At 58.0% G+C, this 18546-nt stretch carries 19 protein-coding genes; 5 read left to right on the forward strand and 14 right to left on the reverse strand.

Going from position 1 to position 18546, the window contains the following annotated elements; genetic code table 11:
* Positions 1 to 7: 7 nt before the first annotated feature.
* Together IEW73_RS05640 and IEW73_RS05645 are read left to right on the forward strand one after the other, a co-directional pair.
* Positions 8 to 610: a TetR/AcrR family transcriptional regulator gene (locus tag IEW73_RS05640; protein ID WP_188671456.1), complete on the forward strand. Its 603-nt coding sequence runs from the start codon at positions 8 to 10 to the stop codon at positions 608 to 610.
* A complete protein-coding gene (locus IEW73_RS05645; RefSeq protein ID WP_188671458.1) occupies positions 607 to 2169 on the forward strand; it encodes a glycerol-3-phosphate dehydrogenase/oxidase in 1563 nt (520 codons plus the stop codon). Before IEW73_RS05640 ends, IEW73_RS05645 begins: the two co-directional genes overlap by 4 nt.
* On the opposite strand, the gene IEW73_RS05650 is transcribed toward IEW73_RS05645, so the two are convergent.
* The 6 genes from IEW73_RS05650 to dxr all read right to left on the reverse strand — a co-directional run bounded on the left by IEW73_RS05650 (position 2152) and on the right by dxr (position 9195).
* Positions 2152 to 3681 (reverse strand): cobyric acid synthase, encoded by a 1530-nt coding sequence (locus IEW73_RS05650; RefSeq protein WP_188672996.1) that lies wholly within the window; start codon positions 3679 to 3681, stop codon positions 2152 to 2154. The genes IEW73_RS05645 and IEW73_RS05650 overlap by 18 nt on opposite strands.
* Positions 3682 to 3689: 8 nt before the next feature.
* On the reverse strand, positions 3690 to 4553 hold the full coding sequence (map, locus tag IEW73_RS05655) for a type I methionyl aminopeptidase (RefSeq protein WP_188671460.1): 864 nt from the start codon (positions 4551 to 4553) through the stop codon (positions 3690 to 3692).
* Positions 4554 to 4594: 41 nt separating this feature from the next.
* Complete coding sequence (locus IEW73_RS05660; RefSeq protein WP_188671462.1) at positions 4595 to 5431, reverse strand: GNAT family N-acetyltransferase; 837 nt, start codon at positions 5429 to 5431, stop codon at positions 4595 to 4597.
* Between the two features lie 112 nt (positions 5432 to 5543).
* Entirely contained in the window at positions 5544 to 6686 is a 1143-nt protein-coding gene (gene ispG / locus IEW73_RS05665) for a flavodoxin-dependent (E)-4-hydroxy-3-methylbut-2-enyl-diphosphate synthase (RefSeq protein ID WP_188672999.1), read from the reverse strand.
* Between the two features lie 107 nt (positions 6687 to 6793).
* On the reverse strand, positions 6794 to 8047 hold the full coding sequence (locus IEW73_RS05670) for a M50 family metallopeptidase (protein ID WP_188671464.1): 1254 nt from the start codon (positions 8045 to 8047) through the stop codon (positions 6794 to 6796).
* A gap of 8 nt (positions 8048 to 8055) precedes the next feature.
* Positions 8056 to 9195 (reverse strand): 1-deoxy-D-xylulose-5-phosphate reductoisomerase, encoded by a 1140-nt coding sequence (gene dxr / locus IEW73_RS05675; RefSeq protein WP_188673002.1) that lies wholly within the window; start codon positions 9193 to 9195, stop codon positions 8056 to 8058.
* 205 nt (positions 9196 to 9400) lie between these two features.
* Between dxr and IEW73_RS05680 the strand changes: the two genes are divergently transcribed.
* A complete protein-coding gene (locus IEW73_RS05680) occupies positions 9401 to 9676 on the forward strand; it encodes a DUF2631 domain-containing protein (protein WP_188671466.1) in 276 nt (91 codons plus the stop codon).
* Between the two features lie 142 nt (positions 9677 to 9818).
* Here the strand turns inward: IEW73_RS05680 and rlmN are convergent, their stop codons facing one another.
* Entirely contained in the window at positions 9819 to 10928 is a 1110-nt protein-coding gene (gene rlmN / locus IEW73_RS05685; protein ID WP_188671468.1) for a dual-specificity RNA methyltransferase RlmN, read from the reverse strand.
* Positions 10929 to 11005: 77 nt separating this feature from the next.
* Between rlmN and IEW73_RS05690 the strand changes: the two genes are divergently transcribed.
* Entirely contained in the window at positions 11006 to 11479 is a 474-nt protein-coding gene (locus IEW73_RS05690) for a LapA family protein (RefSeq protein ID WP_188671470.1), read from the forward strand.
* A gap of 16 nt (positions 11480 to 11495) precedes the next feature.
* On the opposite strand, the gene IEW73_RS05695 is transcribed toward IEW73_RS05690, so the two are convergent.
* From IEW73_RS05695 to rpsB, 6 genes are all read right to left on the reverse strand, one after another.
* The gene (locus IEW73_RS05695) at positions 11496 to 12236 is read right to left on the reverse strand and encodes a class I SAM-dependent methyltransferase (protein WP_188671472.1); all 741 of its coding nucleotides are present in this window, start codon (positions 12234 to 12236) and stop codon (positions 11496 to 11498) included.
* A gap of 19 nt (positions 12237 to 12255) precedes the next feature.
* Complete coding sequence (locus IEW73_RS05700; RefSeq protein WP_229675780.1) at positions 12256 to 13164, reverse strand: phosphatidate cytidylyltransferase; 909 nt, start codon at positions 13162 to 13164, stop codon at positions 12256 to 12258.
* A 56-nt stretch (positions 13165 to 13220) separates the two neighbouring features.
* A complete protein-coding gene (frr, locus tag IEW73_RS05705; RefSeq protein WP_188671474.1) occupies positions 13221 to 13778 on the reverse strand; it encodes a ribosome recycling factor in 558 nt (185 codons plus the stop codon).
* Positions 13779 to 13813: 35 nt separating this feature from the next.
* On the reverse strand, positions 13814 to 14545 hold the full coding sequence (pyrH, locus tag IEW73_RS05710) for a UMP kinase (RefSeq protein WP_188671476.1): 732 nt from the start codon (positions 14543 to 14545) through the stop codon (positions 13814 to 13816).
* Between the two features lie 161 nt (positions 14546 to 14706).
* A complete protein-coding gene (gene tsf / locus IEW73_RS05715) occupies positions 14707 to 15531 on the reverse strand; it encodes a translation elongation factor Ts (RefSeq protein WP_188671477.1) in 825 nt (274 codons plus the stop codon).
* 103 nt (positions 15532 to 15634) lie between these two features.
* On the reverse strand, positions 15635 to 16543 hold the full coding sequence (gene rpsB, locus IEW73_RS05720) for a 30S ribosomal protein S2 (protein WP_188671479.1): 909 nt from the start codon (positions 16541 to 16543) through the stop codon (positions 15635 to 15637).
* A 454-nt stretch (positions 16544 to 16997) separates the two neighbouring features.
* Between rpsB and IEW73_RS05725 the strand changes: the two genes are divergently transcribed.
* Complete coding sequence (locus IEW73_RS05725; protein ID WP_229675781.1) at positions 16998 to 17567, forward strand: M23 family metallopeptidase; 570 nt, start codon at positions 16998 to 17000, stop codon at positions 17565 to 17567.
* Positions 17568 to 17570: 3 nt separating this feature from the next.
* On the opposite strand, the gene IEW73_RS05730 is transcribed toward IEW73_RS05725, so the two are convergent.
* Positions 17571 to 18542, reverse strand: coding sequence for a tyrosine recombinase XerC (locus tag IEW73_RS05730; RefSeq protein WP_188671481.1), 972 nt, complete (start codon positions 18540 to 18542; stop codon positions 17571 to 17573).
* Positions 18543 to 18546: the final 4 nt, after the last annotated feature.

The following is an 18546-nucleotide window of genomic DNA, read 5'->3' on the forward strand; positions in this document are numbered from 1 at the left end:
GTTACACATGGCGACTGAACGTCACAACACCATTGATGAAAATGCTGTGCTCGACGCCGCACGCGCGTGTGTCATCGCCGTTGGGTGGAAACGCACCACGCTCACCGACGTCGCCCGCCGGGCCGGAGTTTCACGTATGTCCATCTACCGCAAATGGGACGACATGGGCCGACTCATGGGCGATGTCATGACCCGCGAATGGACAGGCCTGCAAGGTTTACGTGACCTCATTACCGCCGACAGGGCCGTCCTCGAGGAACGCCTCACCCCCGAAGGGCTCAGCGACACTTTCCTCGATATCCTCGAGTCGCTGCGCACAAACGACCTGTTCACCAAGGTCATTGACGTGGATCCAGAACTCTTGCTGCCCTACATCATCGGACGACGTGGACGCACGCAAAACACCGCCATCGCCGCCGTTGAACACGCCATTCGCACTGGTCAACAGCTCGGCACGATCAGGCCCGGCGACCCGACATCCATCGCCCATACCATCGTGCTCGCCGCACAATCGTGGCTGCTCTCAAGCCGAATCATGACCAAACCGGTCAGCCTCGATGACCTCATCGTGGAGCAGCGAGAACTGCTCATCCGATATCTGCGGCCATGACATCTCTCAACATCGCCCTCAACGCACAACGTCGCGAAGCTGACCTCAACTTCGCTTCCACCAACACCGTGGATGTTCTCGTCGTCGGGCTCGGAGTCACAGGCGCCGGAGCCGCGCTCGATGCAGCTGCACGAGGGCTGTCCGTCGTCGCCATCGATGCCCACGACATGGCATGGGGAACCTCTCGGTGGAGTTCGAAGCTCGTACACGGCGGACTGCGCTACCTTGCTAAGGCCCAGTTCGATGTGGCCTACGAAAGCGCGGTTGAACGCGGCATACTCATGTCTCGTACGGCGCCGCACCTCACCAGACCCGTGCCGATGCTGCTCCCCCTCGCACCACCCGTCACCGCTATGCAGTCCTCACTGGCAGGCATTGGTTTCATCGCCGGTGACGTACTACGACGCACTGCCCACACACCTACCTCAGTGCTGCCATCGCCGCGGTTCATCTCTGCACACCGCACCGCGTCGTTGGCCCCAGCACTCCGCCAACAAGCACTTCGAGGGGGGCTCCTCGCGTGGGACGGCCAACTCGAAGACGACGCGCGACTCGTCATTGGACTGGCACGCACCGCAGCAGCTCTGAACGCGCGCATTCTCACCCATACAAAAGCCACAGCGATCACGGGTGAGGGCGCTACCGTCACCGACACTCGCACAGGTGAAACGCTGCATATATCTGCCCGCACAGTCATCAACGCGACGGGAGTGTGGGCGTCCAACCTCGTACCCGAAGTACGACTTAAGCCCTCACGTGGCACCCACATAGTTGTGCGTTCCCACACGCTCGGAAACCCCACGGCGGCACTTACCGTCCCCGTTCCCGGCGAGACAAACAGGTTTGTTTTCGCGCTACCCCAGCCTGACGGGCTGACGTACATCGGCCTCACTGATGAACCCACACACGGTGACGTCCCCGATATTCCACTACCTGCCGAAACTGAAATCGACTTTCTACTCAGCACAATGAATAGGGTGATAGAGCAACCGCTCACACGCTCCGATGTCGTCGGTGCATTCGCCGGGCTGAGGCCCTTGCTCGATTCTGACGGCCACACCGCGGACCTGTCCCGCAGACATGCAGTGATTACCTCGCGCAACGGGGTCATCACGGTTGTTGGCGGGAAACTCACCACCTATCGCACTATGGCCGCCGACGCCATCGATCACGCAGTTAAGTATGCGCATCTCGACGCTGGCCCCTGCCTCACCGCTAATCTGCCGCTCCTCGGTGCCGCGCCCCGCCGCACACTTCGGGGGCTTAATGCGCCAGCGAGACTTGTGCGTCGATACGGTCGCGAAGCGAACCTCGTGCTCAACAACCCCGTGCTGGGGACCGCATCGCAAGACCCAGCCTTACACACACCGATTAGCGAAACGATCCCAACGACTATGGCCGAGATGATCTTTGGAATCACCCACGAGGGTGCCCTCACCATCGACGACCTACTGGATCGGCGCACCCGCATCGGCCTAGTCCCTACTGACCGCCGCATTGCCGAACAAGCCGCCCTGGAGGCATTCAAACTGGTGGAACTTCTACCAGTTCAAGCGTGACGTCACCGTAGGTAGGGACTGTGTCGGGCCATTGATGATTCGCTCCAGCGCATCCATGTCAAGGTGGGATTCGATCGCGTCCGCGATCAAGTCCAGCTGGGCGTCACGTTCACGCTCAAAACACGTACTAGCATCGGGAACAAAGCCATCGCGGCCAGCTAACGTGGCGATCGACGTTAGAAACGATCGCCTGAACTCATCGTTTTCCAACAAGCCATGCCAGTGGGTGCCAAAAGTTGCGCCGCGTACGCTTCCCTCGCTGCCTTCACCGGTACTGAGCAGGGGCGCATCACCAGTGCGCTCCACACGGCCGTGGTGAATCTCAAACCCACGAACGTCCACCCCTGGCGCGACCGCCGCACCCGTTCCCGACGACTGAGCCAGAACCTTGTCCGCGGCAAACCGAATGTCAAGGTCAAATACCCCCAGGCCCTCGACGACGCCCGAGCCGGATTCCACGTCGTCGACAATCCGATGCCCCAGCATCTGATAACCCCCACAGATCCCTAACACCGGCCTGCCCCGCCGGGCACGCGCCACCAAGGCATCAGCGAGGCCCCTGTCCCGCATCCAGGCCAAGTCCGACACCGTCGCCTTACTCCCAGGCACAACCACGAGATCTGCGTCGGAAATCGAACCAGGATCATCGACCCAACGCACCACAACGCCAGGTTCGCACGCCAAGGCCTCAACGTCGGTGGCATTGGATACGCGCGGAAGTCGCACAGCCGCAACGGTCAACCAATCAGTGCCACGCGGGCTACGCGGAACACCGACTACCCGACCAACAGAACTCGCCAAAGAATCTTCGGCATCAATCCATAGACCTGACAAAAATGGCACAGTGCCAAGAACTGGGCGGCCAGTTCGCGACGAAATATCGTCAAGCCCCGGCCGCAACAATGCTGGGTCACCGCGAAACTTGTTGACCACAAATCCAGCAATGCGCCGCTGATCAGCTGGGTCAAGCACAGCTAGGGTGCCAAAAAAGTGGGCTAGTACTCCGCCGCGGTCGATGTCGCCCACGACGACGACGGGCAGGTCCGCAGCCTCAGCTAACCCCATGTTTGCGACGTCTGAGGCGCGGAGGTTGATCTCCGCCGGCGAACCCGCGCCCTCGCACACCACAACGTCAAACTCCGTGCGCAGTCGCGCGAGCGATTCCGCCGCAACGGCCCGAAGATGAGCCCGATGTGTCAGATAGTCCCCCGCCGCGAGGTGACCCTGAGCATGGCCATGAATAACTAACTGCGACCGGCGATCCGAACCCGGCTTTAGCAAAATCGGGTTAAACCGGATGCTCGGCGCAACTCCACACGCGCGAGCCTGCAACGCTTGCGCACGGCCAATCTCGCCACCATCGAGCGTCACGAACGAATTGTTGGACATGTTCTGCGCCTTAAAAGGCGCCACCGACACACCGCGGCGCGCCAGCACACGACACACACCAGCAGTGATAAAGCTCTTGCCCGCATCCGAGGTTGTTCCGGCAATAAGCACCGCACCCCGCAGCGATGGCGTCACGAGGACGGCAAAGTCAAAACTTCGGCGCCAGTCTCCGTCACCACAAGCGAATGCTCAAACTGCGCCGACCAACTCTTGTCCTTGGTGACAACAGTCCAGCCGTCGTTCCAAATGTCATAGTCGATGCCGCCAAGGTTGATCATCGGTTCGATTGTGAAGGTCATACCCGGTTCGATAACCGTGTCAACGCTCGGGTCGTCATAGTGCAACACAACAAGGCCGTTGTGGAATGTGGGACCCACCCCGTGCCCTGTGAACGCTCGCACGGTGCCATACCCATACCGGTTGGCGTACGACTCAATCACCCGGCCCACAACATTAAGTTGGCGGCCCGGTTTCACTGCCTTGATAGCCCGATCCAACGCCGACTTGGTCCGCTCAACCAGAAGCCGATGCTCCTCGCTGACGTTGCCGACAGGAAACGTCACGCACGTGTCGCCATGAACATCACCGATATACGCGGTGACATCAACCTTGACGATGTCACCGTCCTCCATGACGGTCGAGTCTGGAATGCCGTGGCAAATCACCTCATTAAGGGAGGTGCAGCATGACTTCGGAAACCCCCGATAACCCAACGTCGACGGGTAGGCGTTGTGGTCACACAAGTACTCATGCACTACCGCATCAAGTTTGTCAGTGGTCACACCCGGCGCAACGTGCTTTCCCGCTTCCACGATCGCGTCCGCTGCGATCCGGCCAGCCACCCGCATTGCCTCGATCGTCTCAGGTGTTTGCACCCACGGCTCGTTGCCTTCTTTGGCCGTTTTCTTCCAGGCATATTCCGGCCGTGGGATAGCCGACGGGACTTCCCTGATCGGCGACACGGTTCCGGCGGACAACGCAGTGCGGGTAGACATACGTTCGAGGGTAATAGGCGCACCACCAATGCGCGAAAAACTTAATCAACCAAAATCGTCGCAAACGTAGCGACCTGCTGAAACCCAACCTTCGCGTACATCGTCCGGGCGGCCTGGTTATAGCTATTGACGTACAAACTAGCCACTCGACCGGACTGGGCAATCGCCCCCGCGACAGTTGCAGTCCCGGAAGCGCCTAGGCCAAGGCCACGGTACATGGGATTAACCCACACACCATGAATTTGCCCCACGCTGTGCGACATCGAACCAACTTCTGCCTTAAATGCCACCGTGTCGCCGTCAAACCGCGCCCAAGCGCGACCAGATTCGATTAGGTGTTGTACACGGTAGCGGTACGAGCGGCCGCCGTCATGGGACCGTGGGTCGATTCCCACTTCCTCAATGAACATGCTGACAGCCGCCTCAAGGTAAGGCTCAAGCTCGTCAATGGTCACCTTGCGCGTGGACAAGTCGGGCTCACACTTGAGGCCATCGACGAGAGCCAGCATCGGTTGCTCATCACGAATCTCCCTCGGCGAACCCCATTCGCTTTCTAACTGTTCCCACAGCGGCAATACAAGTTCGGCGCGACCAACAAGTGAGGAACACATGCGCGGACTGCGGCATGCTCTGTCAGCAAAAAAGCGCATATCTGTTTCGTCGCCGCGCAGGGGCATGAGGTTCACCCCAGAAAAACACAACGACTCACGTGGCTTTCCGCGGCTCCACAACTCGCCGCGAAGAAAACGCGAGTCCACACCGAACTCTTCGATGCGCGCAGCCACCATGCACGACGCTATGGGGTCATCATCGAGCGCTCTCAGTACCGCAGGGGTATCACGCAACCCCAGCGGACGGGCACCCAACAACTTCAACACACCACAAGATTGCCACGTCTTGGGGTCAAAGTGGTACCGCATTGACCTTCATCTCACGGATTTAACGAAATACTTTCGTAACAGCCTAGAGATAACAGCGTGTTCATTATTGCTAGGTGACGGTAACGACCGGAGAACCACCCGAACCGCTGCTCTCCTGCTCGCCCATCTCCTCAGCGATACGCATCGCTTCTTCGATGAGCGTTTCGACGATCTGGGCTTCCGGAACCGTCTTGATCACTTTGCCTTTGACGAAAATCTGGCCTTTGCCGTTGCCGGACGCCACACCAAGGTCTGCCTCTCTGGCCTCACCCGGACCATTGACAACGCATCCCATAACAGCGACACGGAGCGGGATATCCATGCCCTCAAGGCCCGCAGTAACTTCATCCGCAAGGGTGTACACATCAACCTGAGCTCGACCGCATGATGGGCACGAAACAATCTCCAACTTGCGTGGACGCAAGTTCAGAGACTGCAAAATCTGATTACCCACCTTAATTTCCTCGGCGGGCGGGGCCGACAGCGATACCCGAATCGTGTCACCAATACCGCGTGACAACAACGCACCAAACGCCACAGCAGATTTGATCGTTCCCTGAAACGCCGGGCCCGCCTCCGTCACACCAAGGTGCAAGGGGTAGTCACACTGCTCCGCAAGCAATTCATACGCTCGCACCATCACGACGGGATCGTTGTGCTTCACCGAAATTTTGATGTCCCCAAAGCCGTGCTCCTCAAAAAGACTGGCCTCCCACAGCGCTGATTCAACAAGCGCCTCTGGGGTAGCTTTTCCATACTTAGCGAGAATGCGAGGATCCAACGAGCCTGCATTAACACCGATACGAATGGGGATCCGGGCGTCGCCCGCGGCTTTCGCGACCTCTTTGACCCGGCCATCAAATTCCTTGATGTTGCCTGGGTTCACCCGCACAGCCGCACAGCCAGCGTCAATTGCGGAGAAGATATACCGCGGCTGGAAATGAATATCAGCAATGACAGGAATCTGACTCTTCCGCGCAATAGTCGCCAACGCATCCGCATCTTCCTGACGCGGGCAAGCAACACGAACAATGTCACACCCCGAAGCAGTCAGTTCGGCGATCTGCTGCAACGTCGCATTCACATCATGAGTTTTAGTGGTGCACATTGACTGGACCGAAATTGGATGGTCACTACCCACACCAACCGATCCCACCATCAACTGGCGTGTCTGCCGCCGTGGAGCAAGGACATCCACCGGACCAGCGGGCATTCCAAGACCGACAACTTTTCCTGACTCAGCCGAACTCGTGCCAGTCACAACAAACCTTCCTTCACCTGTACCCAACGCCGCTCAACGCGGTGTGGGTTAGAACCCGACTAGAACAATCGGATGGGGTTAACAATGTCGGCGGTGATAGTCAACAGCATAACCGCACCGCCAATCAGGATCACGGTGAACGTAATCGGCAGCAACTTGGTGTAGTCCACCGGTGGACCGTTCGGTCGACCCAGCAGCCGACGAATGCGATTGCGAATGGACTCATAGATCGTCACAGCAATATGCCCACCATCGAGTGGCAGCAGCGGCAGAAGGTTAAACAGGCCAATGAACAAGTTCAGACCTGCTAACAGCAGAATGAACACTTCCCACAAGCCGCGTTCCGCAACCTCACCACCGATGCGACTAGCACCTACCACGCTAATCGGAGTGTCAGGGTCGCGGTCCTCACCAATAATCGAACGCACCACTGCGGGCATCCGCTCCGGGATTCGCAGCATTGCATCCCAGGTAACAATTACGAAGTCGCCCATGAAAGACGCTGACGCTGGGATGGCACCAATGAGTCCGTATTGAACAGGGTCGGGCACACGACCCACCCCCACACCAATTGCACCCACGGTTGCTTCTCGGGCTTCATCAGGCCCCTGACCCTCTTGCACCACGTAGCGCTGTACACGTTCCACACCGACCGGGATGGTCAAAACTTCCTCGCCGCGTTCCACCGTCAGCACCACACGCGATGTCTCTGGCTGAACCAAACGAACCAGGTCGCCGAAGTTCTCGACCTTCTCACCATTGACAGCTGTGATGATGTCGTCGGCCTGCACACCTGCAGCTTCCGCCGGACCAACCCCAGTGCACTCCGCCAATTCTCCGGGTACGAGATTGCCCTCTTCGTTCACTGCGGGAGCGGCTTGCGACGGAGCCACACACGTCGTCTGCCCCACTACCGCACTGGACGACAACATCAAGTTGGGCAAACCCCATCCAACGGCAAGCACAACCACAAGAACGAAACAGAACACAAAGTTGCCCATCGGGCCGCCCAGCATCACCACAAGGCGCTTCCACGTGGACTGCTTATACATCGCCCGATCGTGCTCGTCAGGTTCAAGCTCATCCAGAGCCGTCATCCCCGCAATGTCGCAAAAGCCACCCGCAGGAATCGCCTTAAGGCCGTACTCGGTTTCTGTCCGCCGCCAAGAGAACACCGTCGGACCAAAACCAATGAAGTACCGGCGCACCTTCATCCCAAAGGATTTTGCCGTCAAAAAATGCCCGTACTCGTGAAGTGCAATCGACAGCCCGATCCCGAGCGCAAAAAGGATCACACCAAAGGTGAACATCATAAGTGGGGTCAATCCTCCTGAGTGATTAGCGCACGGGCACGAGCACGCGCCCACCCTTCGGCGGCGAGAACATCGTCCACGATTGTGGGTTGCGCAGTCCACTCATCACCTGCTGCAAGCACCGCCTCTACGATACGGACGATTTGGGGGAAACGCAGACTCCCAGTGAGGAACGCCGCAGCAGCCTCTTCGTTTGCCGCGTTATACACCGCCGTGGAGCACCCACCCGCCACACCCGCCTCACGCGCCAGTCGCACGGCAGGAAACACATCATCGTCAAGAGGTTCAAAACCCCACGAAGTCGCCGAAGCAAAATCAAGCCGCGGCGCAGCACCGGCGATTCGATCCGGCCACCCCAGCGCCAACGCAATCGGCAACCTCATATTCGGAGGGCTTGCCTGCGCAATCGTCGAACCGTCCTTAAACGTCACCATCGAATGCACAATCGACTGCGGGTGCACCACCACATCGATCTGGTCGTACGGAACACCGAACAACAGGTGCGTCTCAATCAGTTCAAGGCCCTTATTCACCAACGTCGCCGAATTCAAAGTGTTCATCGGCCCCATCGACCACGTCGGGTGCGCGCCAGCCTGCTCCGGTGTAACCGACTCCAACTGAGGCGCCGACCACCCTCTAAACGGACCGCCGGAGGCCGTCAGCACAAACCGGTCCACCTCGATCATCGTCCCCGAACGCAAACATTGCGCCAGCGCTGAATGCTCCGAATCCACCGGAACAATTTGCCCTGGTTTCGATGCCCGTTGCACCAGCGAGCCGCCCGCAACCAATGACTCCTTATTCGCTAGCGCTAGCGTCGCACCAGACTCAAGTGCCGCCAATGTTGGCCGCAAACCCAACGAACCAACCAACGCATTCAACACCACATCGGCTTCCACCGATTCCACAAGCTTCGTCGCAGCATCCGGCCCGGACAACACCCCGTCTAGGCCAAGTCGCTCCGCAGCAGCAACATCCGCAATCGCAACACACTGTGCCGACACACCGGTTGCGCGAATCTGCTCCTGGAGCAGCGAAACATTGCCACCACCCGCAGCCAAACCCACCACCTCGAACTTATCGGGGTTCGCCGAAATCACATCGAGCGCCTGCGTTCCAATCGAACCAGTACACCCGAGAAGCAACACACGCGTCGGAGAAGTCACCACAACATTGTGTCCGATCGCCCGTCACCGACGGCAGCGAGGACCAACACAGCGTGTTGCAACGACGCTATAACCTCCCCCAACGGCGCCACTGCTGCAGCCATGTGTCAACATAGGATCAGTGAACTGCGCGAAAGCGGAGTACGTCCGCAACGCGTAGAAGTTCAGGCGAGCAGGAGGAAACACGGTGGCCAACACAGACATCGACCCCGGACTCGAGCGCGCAATCGCACGATCCAAGCATCACCCAGCTGAAGAACCTTCAGTCGGATGGGGTTGGCACGGAGAATCACCAGTCACATTTCAGATCGTTGGCTGGGTATTCACCATCATGCTTTTCGCCTACCTCATCGGCACCCACCAAGGACAGACCGAAAACCTGTGGGTCATCGGAACCGGTGTCGTAATCGCCGGTCTCTTGGTGAAATACGGTATGGACTCACGTCGCTCAAAACGCAGATAACGACTAGCTAGGTCCGCGAACCGAGTGCGCAAGACCCAGTCCTAAAGAACGAACGCACCGAAAAGAAAAGCCCACCGCTCTCAATGACGCGGTGGGCTTATCTCAATGGTCAAGAAAACCTTCTGTGCTTAACCTTCTGTGCTCAGCCCTCTGCGGCCAACTGGCCACAAGCAGCTGCAATCTCCTGCCCGCGCGTATCACGCACAGTACAAGGCACCCCCTGCGCCTGAACCCGGCGAACAAACTCACGCTCAGCAGGCTTCGGGCTCGCGTCCCATTTGCTTCCCGGCGTTGGATTCAGCGGAATGACATTGACGTGCACAAACTGCCCCAGCGCTTTATGCAGCTTCTTACCGAGCAAATCAGCACGCCAAGGCTGGTCATTAATGTCCCGAATTAGGGCGTATTCAATTGACACCCGCCGCCCAGAAGTGTCCGCGTAGTACCGGGCAGCTTGCAGCACTTCGCTCACCGACCACCGGTTGTTCACCGGAACGAGAGTGTCGCGAAGCTCATCATCGGGAGTATGCAACGACACCGCGAGAGTGACGTTCAGCTTCTCATCAGCCAGTTTGCGGATCGCAGGCGCAAGACCCACCGTAGATACAGTCACGTTGCGTTGTGACAGCCCTAAACCATTCGGTGAAGGATCAGTGATACGCCTAACCGCCGCTACCACACGTTTGTAGTTAGCCAGCGGCTCTCCCATGCCCATGAACACCACATTCGACAACCGTCCGGGCGTTCCACCAAGTGCACCGTCACGCATTGTGGCCGCTGCCGCGCGAACCTGGTCAACGATCTCTGCCGTGGAGAGGTTACGCGTCAACCCAGCCTGACCAGTGGCACAGAAAGGGCACGCCATTCCGCAACCAGCCTGGCTGGAAATACACACAGTCGCACGATCGCGGTACCGCATCAGGACACTCTCCAAGAGAGTCCCATCGTGCGCTTTCCACAGAGTCTTCTGAGTGTCGCCACCATCGCATTCGAGGTGACGCACAGTTTCCATCAGCGGCGGAAACAACGCCTCAGCGACAGCACTGCGTGCCGCAGCGGGAAGATCGGTCATTTGGTGAGGATCAGCATCGAGACGCCCGTAGTAGTGCCGGGCAATTTGGTCAGCCCGAAATGCTGGCAACCCAAGCTCGGCGACGGCTGCTTTGCGCTCAGCTTCATCAAGGTCAGCAAAATGCCGAGGTGGCTTTCCTCGGCTCGGTGCGGAAAATACTAGTGGAACATTGATCGTCATGATTTTTCTAGTGTCCCACGGATCACGTGTGAAGGAGAATCCGTGCGCGCAACACCAAAATCAGCGATGATCAAGTTATGTCTCCCAAATCATCAGACCCGTCGCCAAGCGGCCCAGAAAAAATACCCGTCTCATCCGATACTGGGTCACAGATCCCACTGTCAGATTCGCCCGCGACAGGCTCACCAGTGACAGGATCGGCACCCCAACCTGCGCCGTCGAAGGATGCTTCGGCGTTTGATTCCACTTCATCGGCGCCATCAAAAACCCCAACCAAGGCGAAGAAGCACGCTAAGGCTGAACTCCCCCACACTCGCGCAGGCGCATGGTGGATGGCACTGATCATCGGCGCATTGCTCCTGATCGCCCTGCTGGTCTTCATCCTGCAGAACCTCGAAACTCAAACCATATTTGTGCTGTTCTGGGAATGGGAAATGCCACTAGGCGTCGCCCTACTTGGTGCGGCAATCCTCGGGGTGCTGCTCACGGCAACCATCGGTGGAGTTCGAATCATGCAATTGCGTCGCCAAGCACGAAAAGGGCTCCGGTAGACACACCGGTTCTGACCTAGCGCTGGTCCACCCCCGCACGATGGGGGTGGACCAGCGTTTTTTGAATGGTGTGGATCCGATAACGAACCGAAAGGCTCAGACCTACAGTTTCACGCTCCGCCCGCAACGCCACGCGAGGGCTGAACTCAATCCCGATGACCTCGTTAAGGTCCTGACGGGTGTTAAAACGCCACGTAGTGTCGACCCGCCGTAACGAGAACCCCTGCTCGGCGAAGAAGGCCTCGACAGCACCGGGATTGTAGTGCGGGAGATCCTCACGCATCCATTGCCCGTATGGATGGGCTGTGGCATCAAGGTCCACGATCACAAGAATCCCGTTGCTTCTGAGAACGCGTAGGGCTTCGTTGATCCCAGGTTCACAGCCACGCCCAAAAAAGTATGCGGTACGCGCATGCACCACATCGACTGAGTTGCTGGCAAGCGGAAGCTTGTCCGCACGTCCTTCGAGCACCGAGACGTGGCTGAGGTGCTTCACCCGTTGCTGGGCGAGACTTACCAGCGGTGGATGCGGTTCGACCCCGATGACCGACGATGCGGCTTCCGCAAAGACAGGAAGATGATAACCAGATCCGCAACCGACATCGACGACCACACGTCCCGACCACGGCGTGATCTCTCGCAACGCAGCAAAAATTGCGCCGTCGACATCTTGAGCCCGATTTTCTACTTCATAAAGTTCAGGCCAGTGCCAAATGTTTGGGCTAGCAATAACAGTTCTGCCGCGTCGACGAAGCACGCTAATCAGCGTTCCACACCTACACAGTCATGGGGTAGCCGAGAAGCATGACCAGGACCCATACGACAACCGCTGCAATCACCAGGGAGTCAAGGCGGTCCATCAGCCCGCCGTGGCCCGGCAGGAGCGTTCCCATGTCTTTGATGCCCAGGTCACGCTTAAACTGCGATTCAATGAGATCGCCGAGCGTACCGAAGGTAACCAACGCTGCACCAACAGCCACGCCAAGAAGCGGCGATTCCCCAAGGATCAACCACACCGTAAGAACGCTGCCGATAATGCCAGCGACCAGGGAGCCAGCAAACCCTTCCCACGACTTCTTGGGACTGATTTGCGGCACCATCGGATGCTTCCCAAACAGAACCCCAGCGGTGTACCCACCGACGTCGGAGCAGATCACACCAATCATCAGTACCCAGATCGGTCCGGCGCCCGCTTCCGTCAGAACCAGAAGCGCGCCAATACTGGTAAACAAGATGACCCACGTCGCCACAAACAATGTGATCGCCACGTCACGGACAAAATTCTCCGGTTTCCCAGCGAGCCCGTTTCGGAGCAAGCACCACATCATGCACGCGACGCTTGTAACCGCAAAACCTGTGAATACACCTGTGACGCCATACGGCAACGCAGCCAAGACTGTTAACGGGCCACCCACCACCATGGGGACCAGCGGCAAGAAGATGCCTTGCTGGCGCAACCGTTTGAACAGTTCCCAGATCGCGAGACCAACAGCAATTGCGACGATCGCAACCCAGCCTCGCGGTTCGAGGAGGAGTACGGCGACGAGGACAGCGCCTAGAGCTACGCCAACGCCGATAGCGGCCGGTAGATTTCGGCCAGCTCGTGATTTCTTCTCTGGTGGCACCACTGCATCTGGTGCTGCGGCACCGCCTGTCGGCTGGTGTGACTCATAGCTGTCGGCCACCACGACTCCCCTCGCACATGCCTGAAATTGAACTGTTCATTACCTAGAAGTTGAGGCTAGACCTCCATCAGCTCTGATTCCTTGTGTTTCACCAATTCATCGATCTGGCTGACGTACTTCGCTGTCGTCTTATCCATTTCCTTTTCGGCGCGAGAAACTTCATCTTCGCCGGCTTCACCATCTTTTTGGATGCGAGACAGTTCATCCATTGCTTTACGACGGATATTCCGCAATGCAACTTTGGCGTCCTCACCTTTGGTGCGAGCCTGCTTCGAAAGGTCGCGTCGACGCTCCTCAGTGAGTTGAGGAATGGCAACGCGAATAATGTTGCCGTCATTCATCGGGTTTAGACCAAGGTCGGAGTTGCGAATTGCAGTCTCAATGTTCTGCAGCTGAGACGCTTCGTACGGCTTAATGACGACAAGGCGAGCCTCAGCAACATTGATCGATGAAAGTTGCGTAATAGGCGTGTACGTGCCGTAGTAGTCAATTCCCACTTTTGAGAACATCGCGGGGTTCGCGCGCCCGGTCCGAATAGAACCGAGTTCGTCTTTCGCGACAGCCACGGCTTTTTCCATTTTTTCTTCAGCGTCGAAGATTGCTTCATCAATCACGGCACACCTCTTCTAGTTGCACTGTCTGGTGTTTTTCAGGGTCTAACAAGTGTTCCGACGTTTTCTCCCGCAACAGCCCGGGCGATGTTGCCATGGCTTAGGAGGTTAAACACAATGATCGGCATATCGTTGTCCATGCACAGACTAAATGCTGTTGCGTCGGCAACCTTGAGGCCTTTTTCGAGTGCCTCGCGATGGGTAATTTCGTCGAACATCGTCGCGGTCTTATCAACCTTGGGATCGGCCGTGTAGACACCGTCAACGGCTTTCGCCATTAGTACGACCTCTGCACCGATTTCAAGTGCCCGCTGAGCAGCAGTGGTGTCAGTGGAGAAGTACGGCATCCCCATTCCGGCTCCAAAGATGACCACTCGCCCTTTTTCGAGGTGGCGAATGGCGCGCAGTGGAATGTACGGTTCCGCGACTTGCCCCATTGTGATCGCCGTCTGAACGCGTGTGTCTACGCCCTGCTGCTGGAGAAAGTCCTGGAGGGCAAGGCAGTTCATGACGGTGCCGAGCATTCCCATGTAGTCGGCACGGGACCGGTCAAGTCCACGCTGTTGTAGTTCAGCCCCGCGGAAAAAGTTCCCGCCACCGATGACGATGGCGACTTGCACGCCGGATTTAACGACTTCAGCGACTTGCTCCGCCACCATGAGGACAACATCAGGGTCGACGCCAATCTTGCCGCCGCCGAACATTTCTCCACCAAGTTTGATGAGTACTCGTTTGTAAGGGTGTCGTTCTACGAGTCTGTCGTCGGCCATGCCTCTCCTCGTCGTCGCTGAAGATGTGTCGTCACTGAAATCGTCCCTGAAGGTATTCGTCCCCGTATACACGAGTGCGGGGCTACCTCGTGGTGGTGTCCACGCGGTAACCCCGCATATTTTGCCTCATTGCGCGTGTGCGTGTCGTTGAGACTGTCCGGTTAGGACTGGCCTACCTCGAAGCGCACGAAGTTGGTGATGGTGGCGCCAGCTTCGTCGAGAAGAGCCTTGATCGTCTTCTTCGAGTCTTTCACAAAAGCCTGCTCTGTGAGGACGACATCCTTGAAGAACCCGTTTACGCGGCCTTCAACGATCTTAACGAGAGCCTGTTCAGGCTTGCCTTCTTCGCGGGCAGTTTGCTCAGCGATACGACGCTCGTTGTCAACAACCTCGGCGGGAACATCATCACGTGAGACGTACTTAGCCTTAAGTGCTGCTACCTGCATTGCTGCTTCACGAGCTGCTTCTGCTGCTGCTTCGCCTTCGCCCGTGTATTCCACGATGACGCCGACGCCTGGAGGTAGGTCGCCGCTACGCTTGTGCAAGTAGGTGGCAACCTGGCCGTCGAACGAAGCAACGCGACGAAGTTCAATCTTCTCGCCAATACGTGCTGCAAGCTCCTGCACAGCGGCATCAACGGTACGACCGTTGGTTTCGAGTGCCTTCAGTGCTTCAAGGTCAGCAGGCTTCGCTGCAGCAGCTGCTGAGACGATCTCTTCAGCAACGGCTTGGAAGTCAGCGTTCTTGGCGACGAAGTCAGTTTCGCTGTTCAGTTCGATCATGACCCCGCCAGATGCGGCGATTAGGCCTTCAGCCGTCGAACGCTCTGCGCGCTTGCCGACATCCTTGGCACCCTTGATGCGCAGGAGTTCGACAGCCTTATCAAAGTCGCCATCGGTTTCGGTTAGGGCTTTCTTGCAATCCATCATTCCGGAGCCGGTGAGCTCACGAAGCCGCTTGACGTCGGCCGCGGTGAAATTCGCCATGAGTGGCGAGCCTCCTCTAGTGCAGTGAAAGTGTGTGACTAGTGGTATTTGAAGACTGTGAACGAAAGCCAGCCCCGGGCGTTAACTCGGGGCTGGCCGTAGATCAGTTCTCTGTCGCTGCGTCCGCAGGTGCGGCGTCGGCAGCCGGAGCTGCTTCTGCTGCATCTGCTGCAGGTGCTTCAGCAGCTTCTGTTGCAGGCGCTTCAGCTACAGGTGCTTCTGCTGCTGCTTCCTCAGTTGAGGGAGAAGCAGACTCGAGGAGTTCCTTTTCCCAGTCGGCGAGTGGCTCGCCGTCGGCCTTGGCGTCGCCGGAAGTGTTCACTCCAGCGCGAGCCTTCAAGCCTTCAGCCGCAGCTGCAGCGACCACGCGGGTCAGCAAAGCTGCGGAACGAATCGCGTCGTCGTTGCCCGGGATTGGGTAATCCACGACGTCAGGGTCGCAGTTGGTGTCCAAGATCGCCACAACAGGAATGTTGAGCTTTCGTGCTTCACCGACAGCGATGTGTTCCTTGTTGGTGTCAACGATCCACACCGCGCTTGGAACCTTGGCCATGTCACGGATACCGCCGAGAGTGCGCTCAAGCTTGGTCTTCTCACGCGTCAGCATGAGGATTTCCTTCTTGGTGCGACCTTCGAACCCGCCGGTCTGCTCCATGTTTTCCAGTTCCTTCATGCGCTGGAGGCGCTTGTGAACTGTCTGGAAGTTGGTGAGCATGCCGCCCAGCCAGCGGTGGTTGACGTATGGCATTCCAACGCGGGTGGCTTCACCGGCAATGGATTCCTGCGCCTGCTTCTTGGTGCCGACGAAAAGAATGGTTCCACCGTGGGCAACGGTTTCTTTAACGAATTCGTATGCCTCATCAATGAAGGTCAGTGTCTGACGCAAGTCAATGATGTAGATGCCGTTCCGGTCCGTGAAGATGAAACGCTTCATCTTTGGGTTCCATCGGCGGGTTTGGTGCCCGAAGTGCACGCCGCTGTCAAGCAGCTGCCTCATTGTTACAACAGCCATGGCGATTAGCGGACCTTAAAGTACAAGGTCCTCGCTCCTTTTCTCGTGTTCCGGTTTACGCGACTACCAGGTTGGCGCCGCCCTAGTTCTCGGCACAGCACCCCACTCGAAGTCAATCACTAGTGATCGCTGCGAGACCGGAGGTACCGGGTGTTGTCAACCTCACCGCCAGTTGCACTGACCAAGAGGAAGGCAACACGTTCGAGAACGCGAATTTTTTGGTGCACCGATAGCACACCGCTAGCGAGTGTACTCCGCAGAAGTGCAAAGTGAGAAACCAGCCTCCAACAGTCGGCACAGACTACGACGAAAGATCGCGACAGAGCCAAAACTCTGAAAGAAAGCCGAGCATCTGTGGATAGTTGAAGCAGTTTCCACAGAAACACCACACCGGTAGCGGTGACCGTAAAAACCGGTGAAGTTTAGGTCCGTGACTTTCCCCTACCGACACCGCTTGGTTCGCAGAACAGTAGCTGCATTGGGCATCGCGCTACTTCTGACAGTGACAAGTGGTGCACCCGTAGCGTCGGCCCCTACTGCTAGCGAACCTGAGTTAGCGAACCACGATGTGCTCGAATTAGCCGCACCGGAAATATCTGGCCGACACACATGGCCCCTGCACCCGAGGCCCACCATTGCAAGGCGGTTCGAACCTCCAGCCCACAGATACGGCCCAGGCCATCGGGGCGTTGACCTTAGCGCTGCAGCAGGGGCATCAGTGCACGCGTCGGCAACTGGGGTTGTCGTGTTTGCCGGGCCGGTGGGTGGCCGCCCAGTAATTTCCATCGACCACCCGGGTGGAATACGCACCACTTACGAACCGGTCTCGCCGTTGATCAACCCCGGTGACACCGTCACCCAAGGGCAACACATCGGTGACGTGATAAGTGGCCATAACGGCTGTGCGGTGGACGCATGTTTGCATTGGGGCGCACGTCATTCAGCCGATCGGCTTTCCTACATCGACCCGCTGATCCTCCTGGGCCTCATCGCCATCAGGTTGAAACCCCTCGGACCTGATTAAGAGTTACGCCCGGGGGTGTGCCTGCTCGTGAACCGACCTCAACCTCGCAACCGATACATGCGTATACAACTGGGTGGTCGCAAGACTGGAATGCCCGAGGAGTTCTTGGACCACACGAAGGTCGGCTCCCCCTTCGAGCAGGTGGGTTGCGGCGGAGTGACGCAACCCGTGCGGTGCGAGATCAGGGATTGAGTCATTAGCACCGAGAACCTCATGCACTACTGAGCGTGCTTGACGCTGATCGAGTCGACCTCCGCGCACACCGAGTAGCAGCGCATTCTGTGAATGTGCGGCGGCAAACAGTGGGCGACCATGCTCAAGCCACGCTGAAAGCGCTTTTTGCGCCGGCTTGCCGTACGGCACCACGCGTTCCTTGCGGCCTTTACCGAGTACGCGAATAACCATGTTCTTCTGATCGATGTCGTCGACGTCGAGTCCACACAATTCACCCACCCGGATACCGCACGAATACAGCAGTTCCACGATGAGCCTGTTTCGAAGCAATGCGGCATGCTCCTCGGGTGTGCGCTCGGCGTCCTCGTGCCCTTCATCTGCGATGTACCCAGACAGCGCATCGAGTATGCCCGCAGCTTGGTCTTGTCGAAGTATCGATGGAAGGGTGCGGTGTCGACGCGGCGACATCAGTCGCGCCGCTGGATCGTGGTCGATGAGGCCTTCTTTTAGCGCCCAAGCGGTGAAAGTCTTCACAGACGATGCTCGGCGCGCCAACGTGGACCGAGACAAACCTGCCGCAGCCTGGCTGGCCTGCCACGAGCGCACAACATTGAGGTTGAGGTCAGGTAGCCGCGTCGCTCCCCCGTTTGCAGCATGGGTGAGGAGTGACCGCAGATCCGCGAGGTAGGCCCGAACGGTGTGTTCTGCACGGCCCCGCTGCATCTGCAAGTATTCGGCGAACTTGTTGATCGCAATGTCGAACGCTAGCGGAAAGCCAGTGTCGTTGTGCTCTGCGGTCATGAGG

The sequence above is a fragment of the Hoyosella rhizosphaerae genome (assembly GCF_014643175.1).
GTDB classification, from domain to species: Bacteria; Actinomycetota; Actinomycetes; order Mycobacteriales; family Mycobacteriaceae; genus Lolliginicoccus; species Lolliginicoccus rhizosphaerae.

Coding starts and splice junctions, on each gene's coding strand:
- IEW73_RS05670 (WP_188671464.1), bottom strand. CDS start 8,047: ATGATGTTCACCTTTGGTGTGATCCTTTTTGCGCTCGGGATCGGGCTG.
- tsf (WP_188671477.1), bottom strand. CDS start 15,531: ATGGCGAATTTCACCGCGGCCGACGTCAAGCGGCTTCGTGAGCTCACC.
- rlmN (WP_188671468.1), bottom strand. CDS start 10,928: ATGACGATCAATGTTCCACTAGTATTTTCCGCACCGAGCCGAGGAAAG.
- IEW73_RS05645 (WP_188671458.1), top strand. CDS start 607: ATGACATCTCTCAACATCGCCCTCAACGCACAACGTCGCGAAGCTGAC.
- IEW73_RS05690 (WP_188671470.1), top strand. CDS start 11,006: ATGTCTCCCAAATCATCAGACCCGTCGCCAAGCGGCCCAGAAAAAATA.
- map (WP_188671460.1), bottom strand. CDS start 4,553: ATGTCTACCCGCACTGCGTTGTCCGCCGGAACCGTGTCGCCGATCAGG.
- rpsB (WP_188671479.1), bottom strand. CDS start 16,543: ATGGCTGTTGTAACAATGAGGCAGCTGCTTGACAGCGGCGTGCACTTC.
- IEW73_RS05730 (WP_188671481.1), bottom strand. CDS start 18,542: ATGACCGCAGAGCACAACGACACTGGCTTTCCGCTAGCGTTCGACATT.
- IEW73_RS05640 (WP_188671456.1), top strand. CDS start 8: ATGGCGACTGAACGTCACAACACCATTGATGAAAATGCTGTGCTCGAC.
- ispG (WP_188672999.1), bottom strand. CDS start 6,686: ATGCCCGCTGGTCCGGTGGATGTCCTTGCTCCACGGCGGCAGACACGC.
- pyrH (WP_188671476.1), bottom strand. CDS start 14,545: ATGGCCGACGACAGACTCGTAGAACGACACCCTTACAAACGAGTACTC.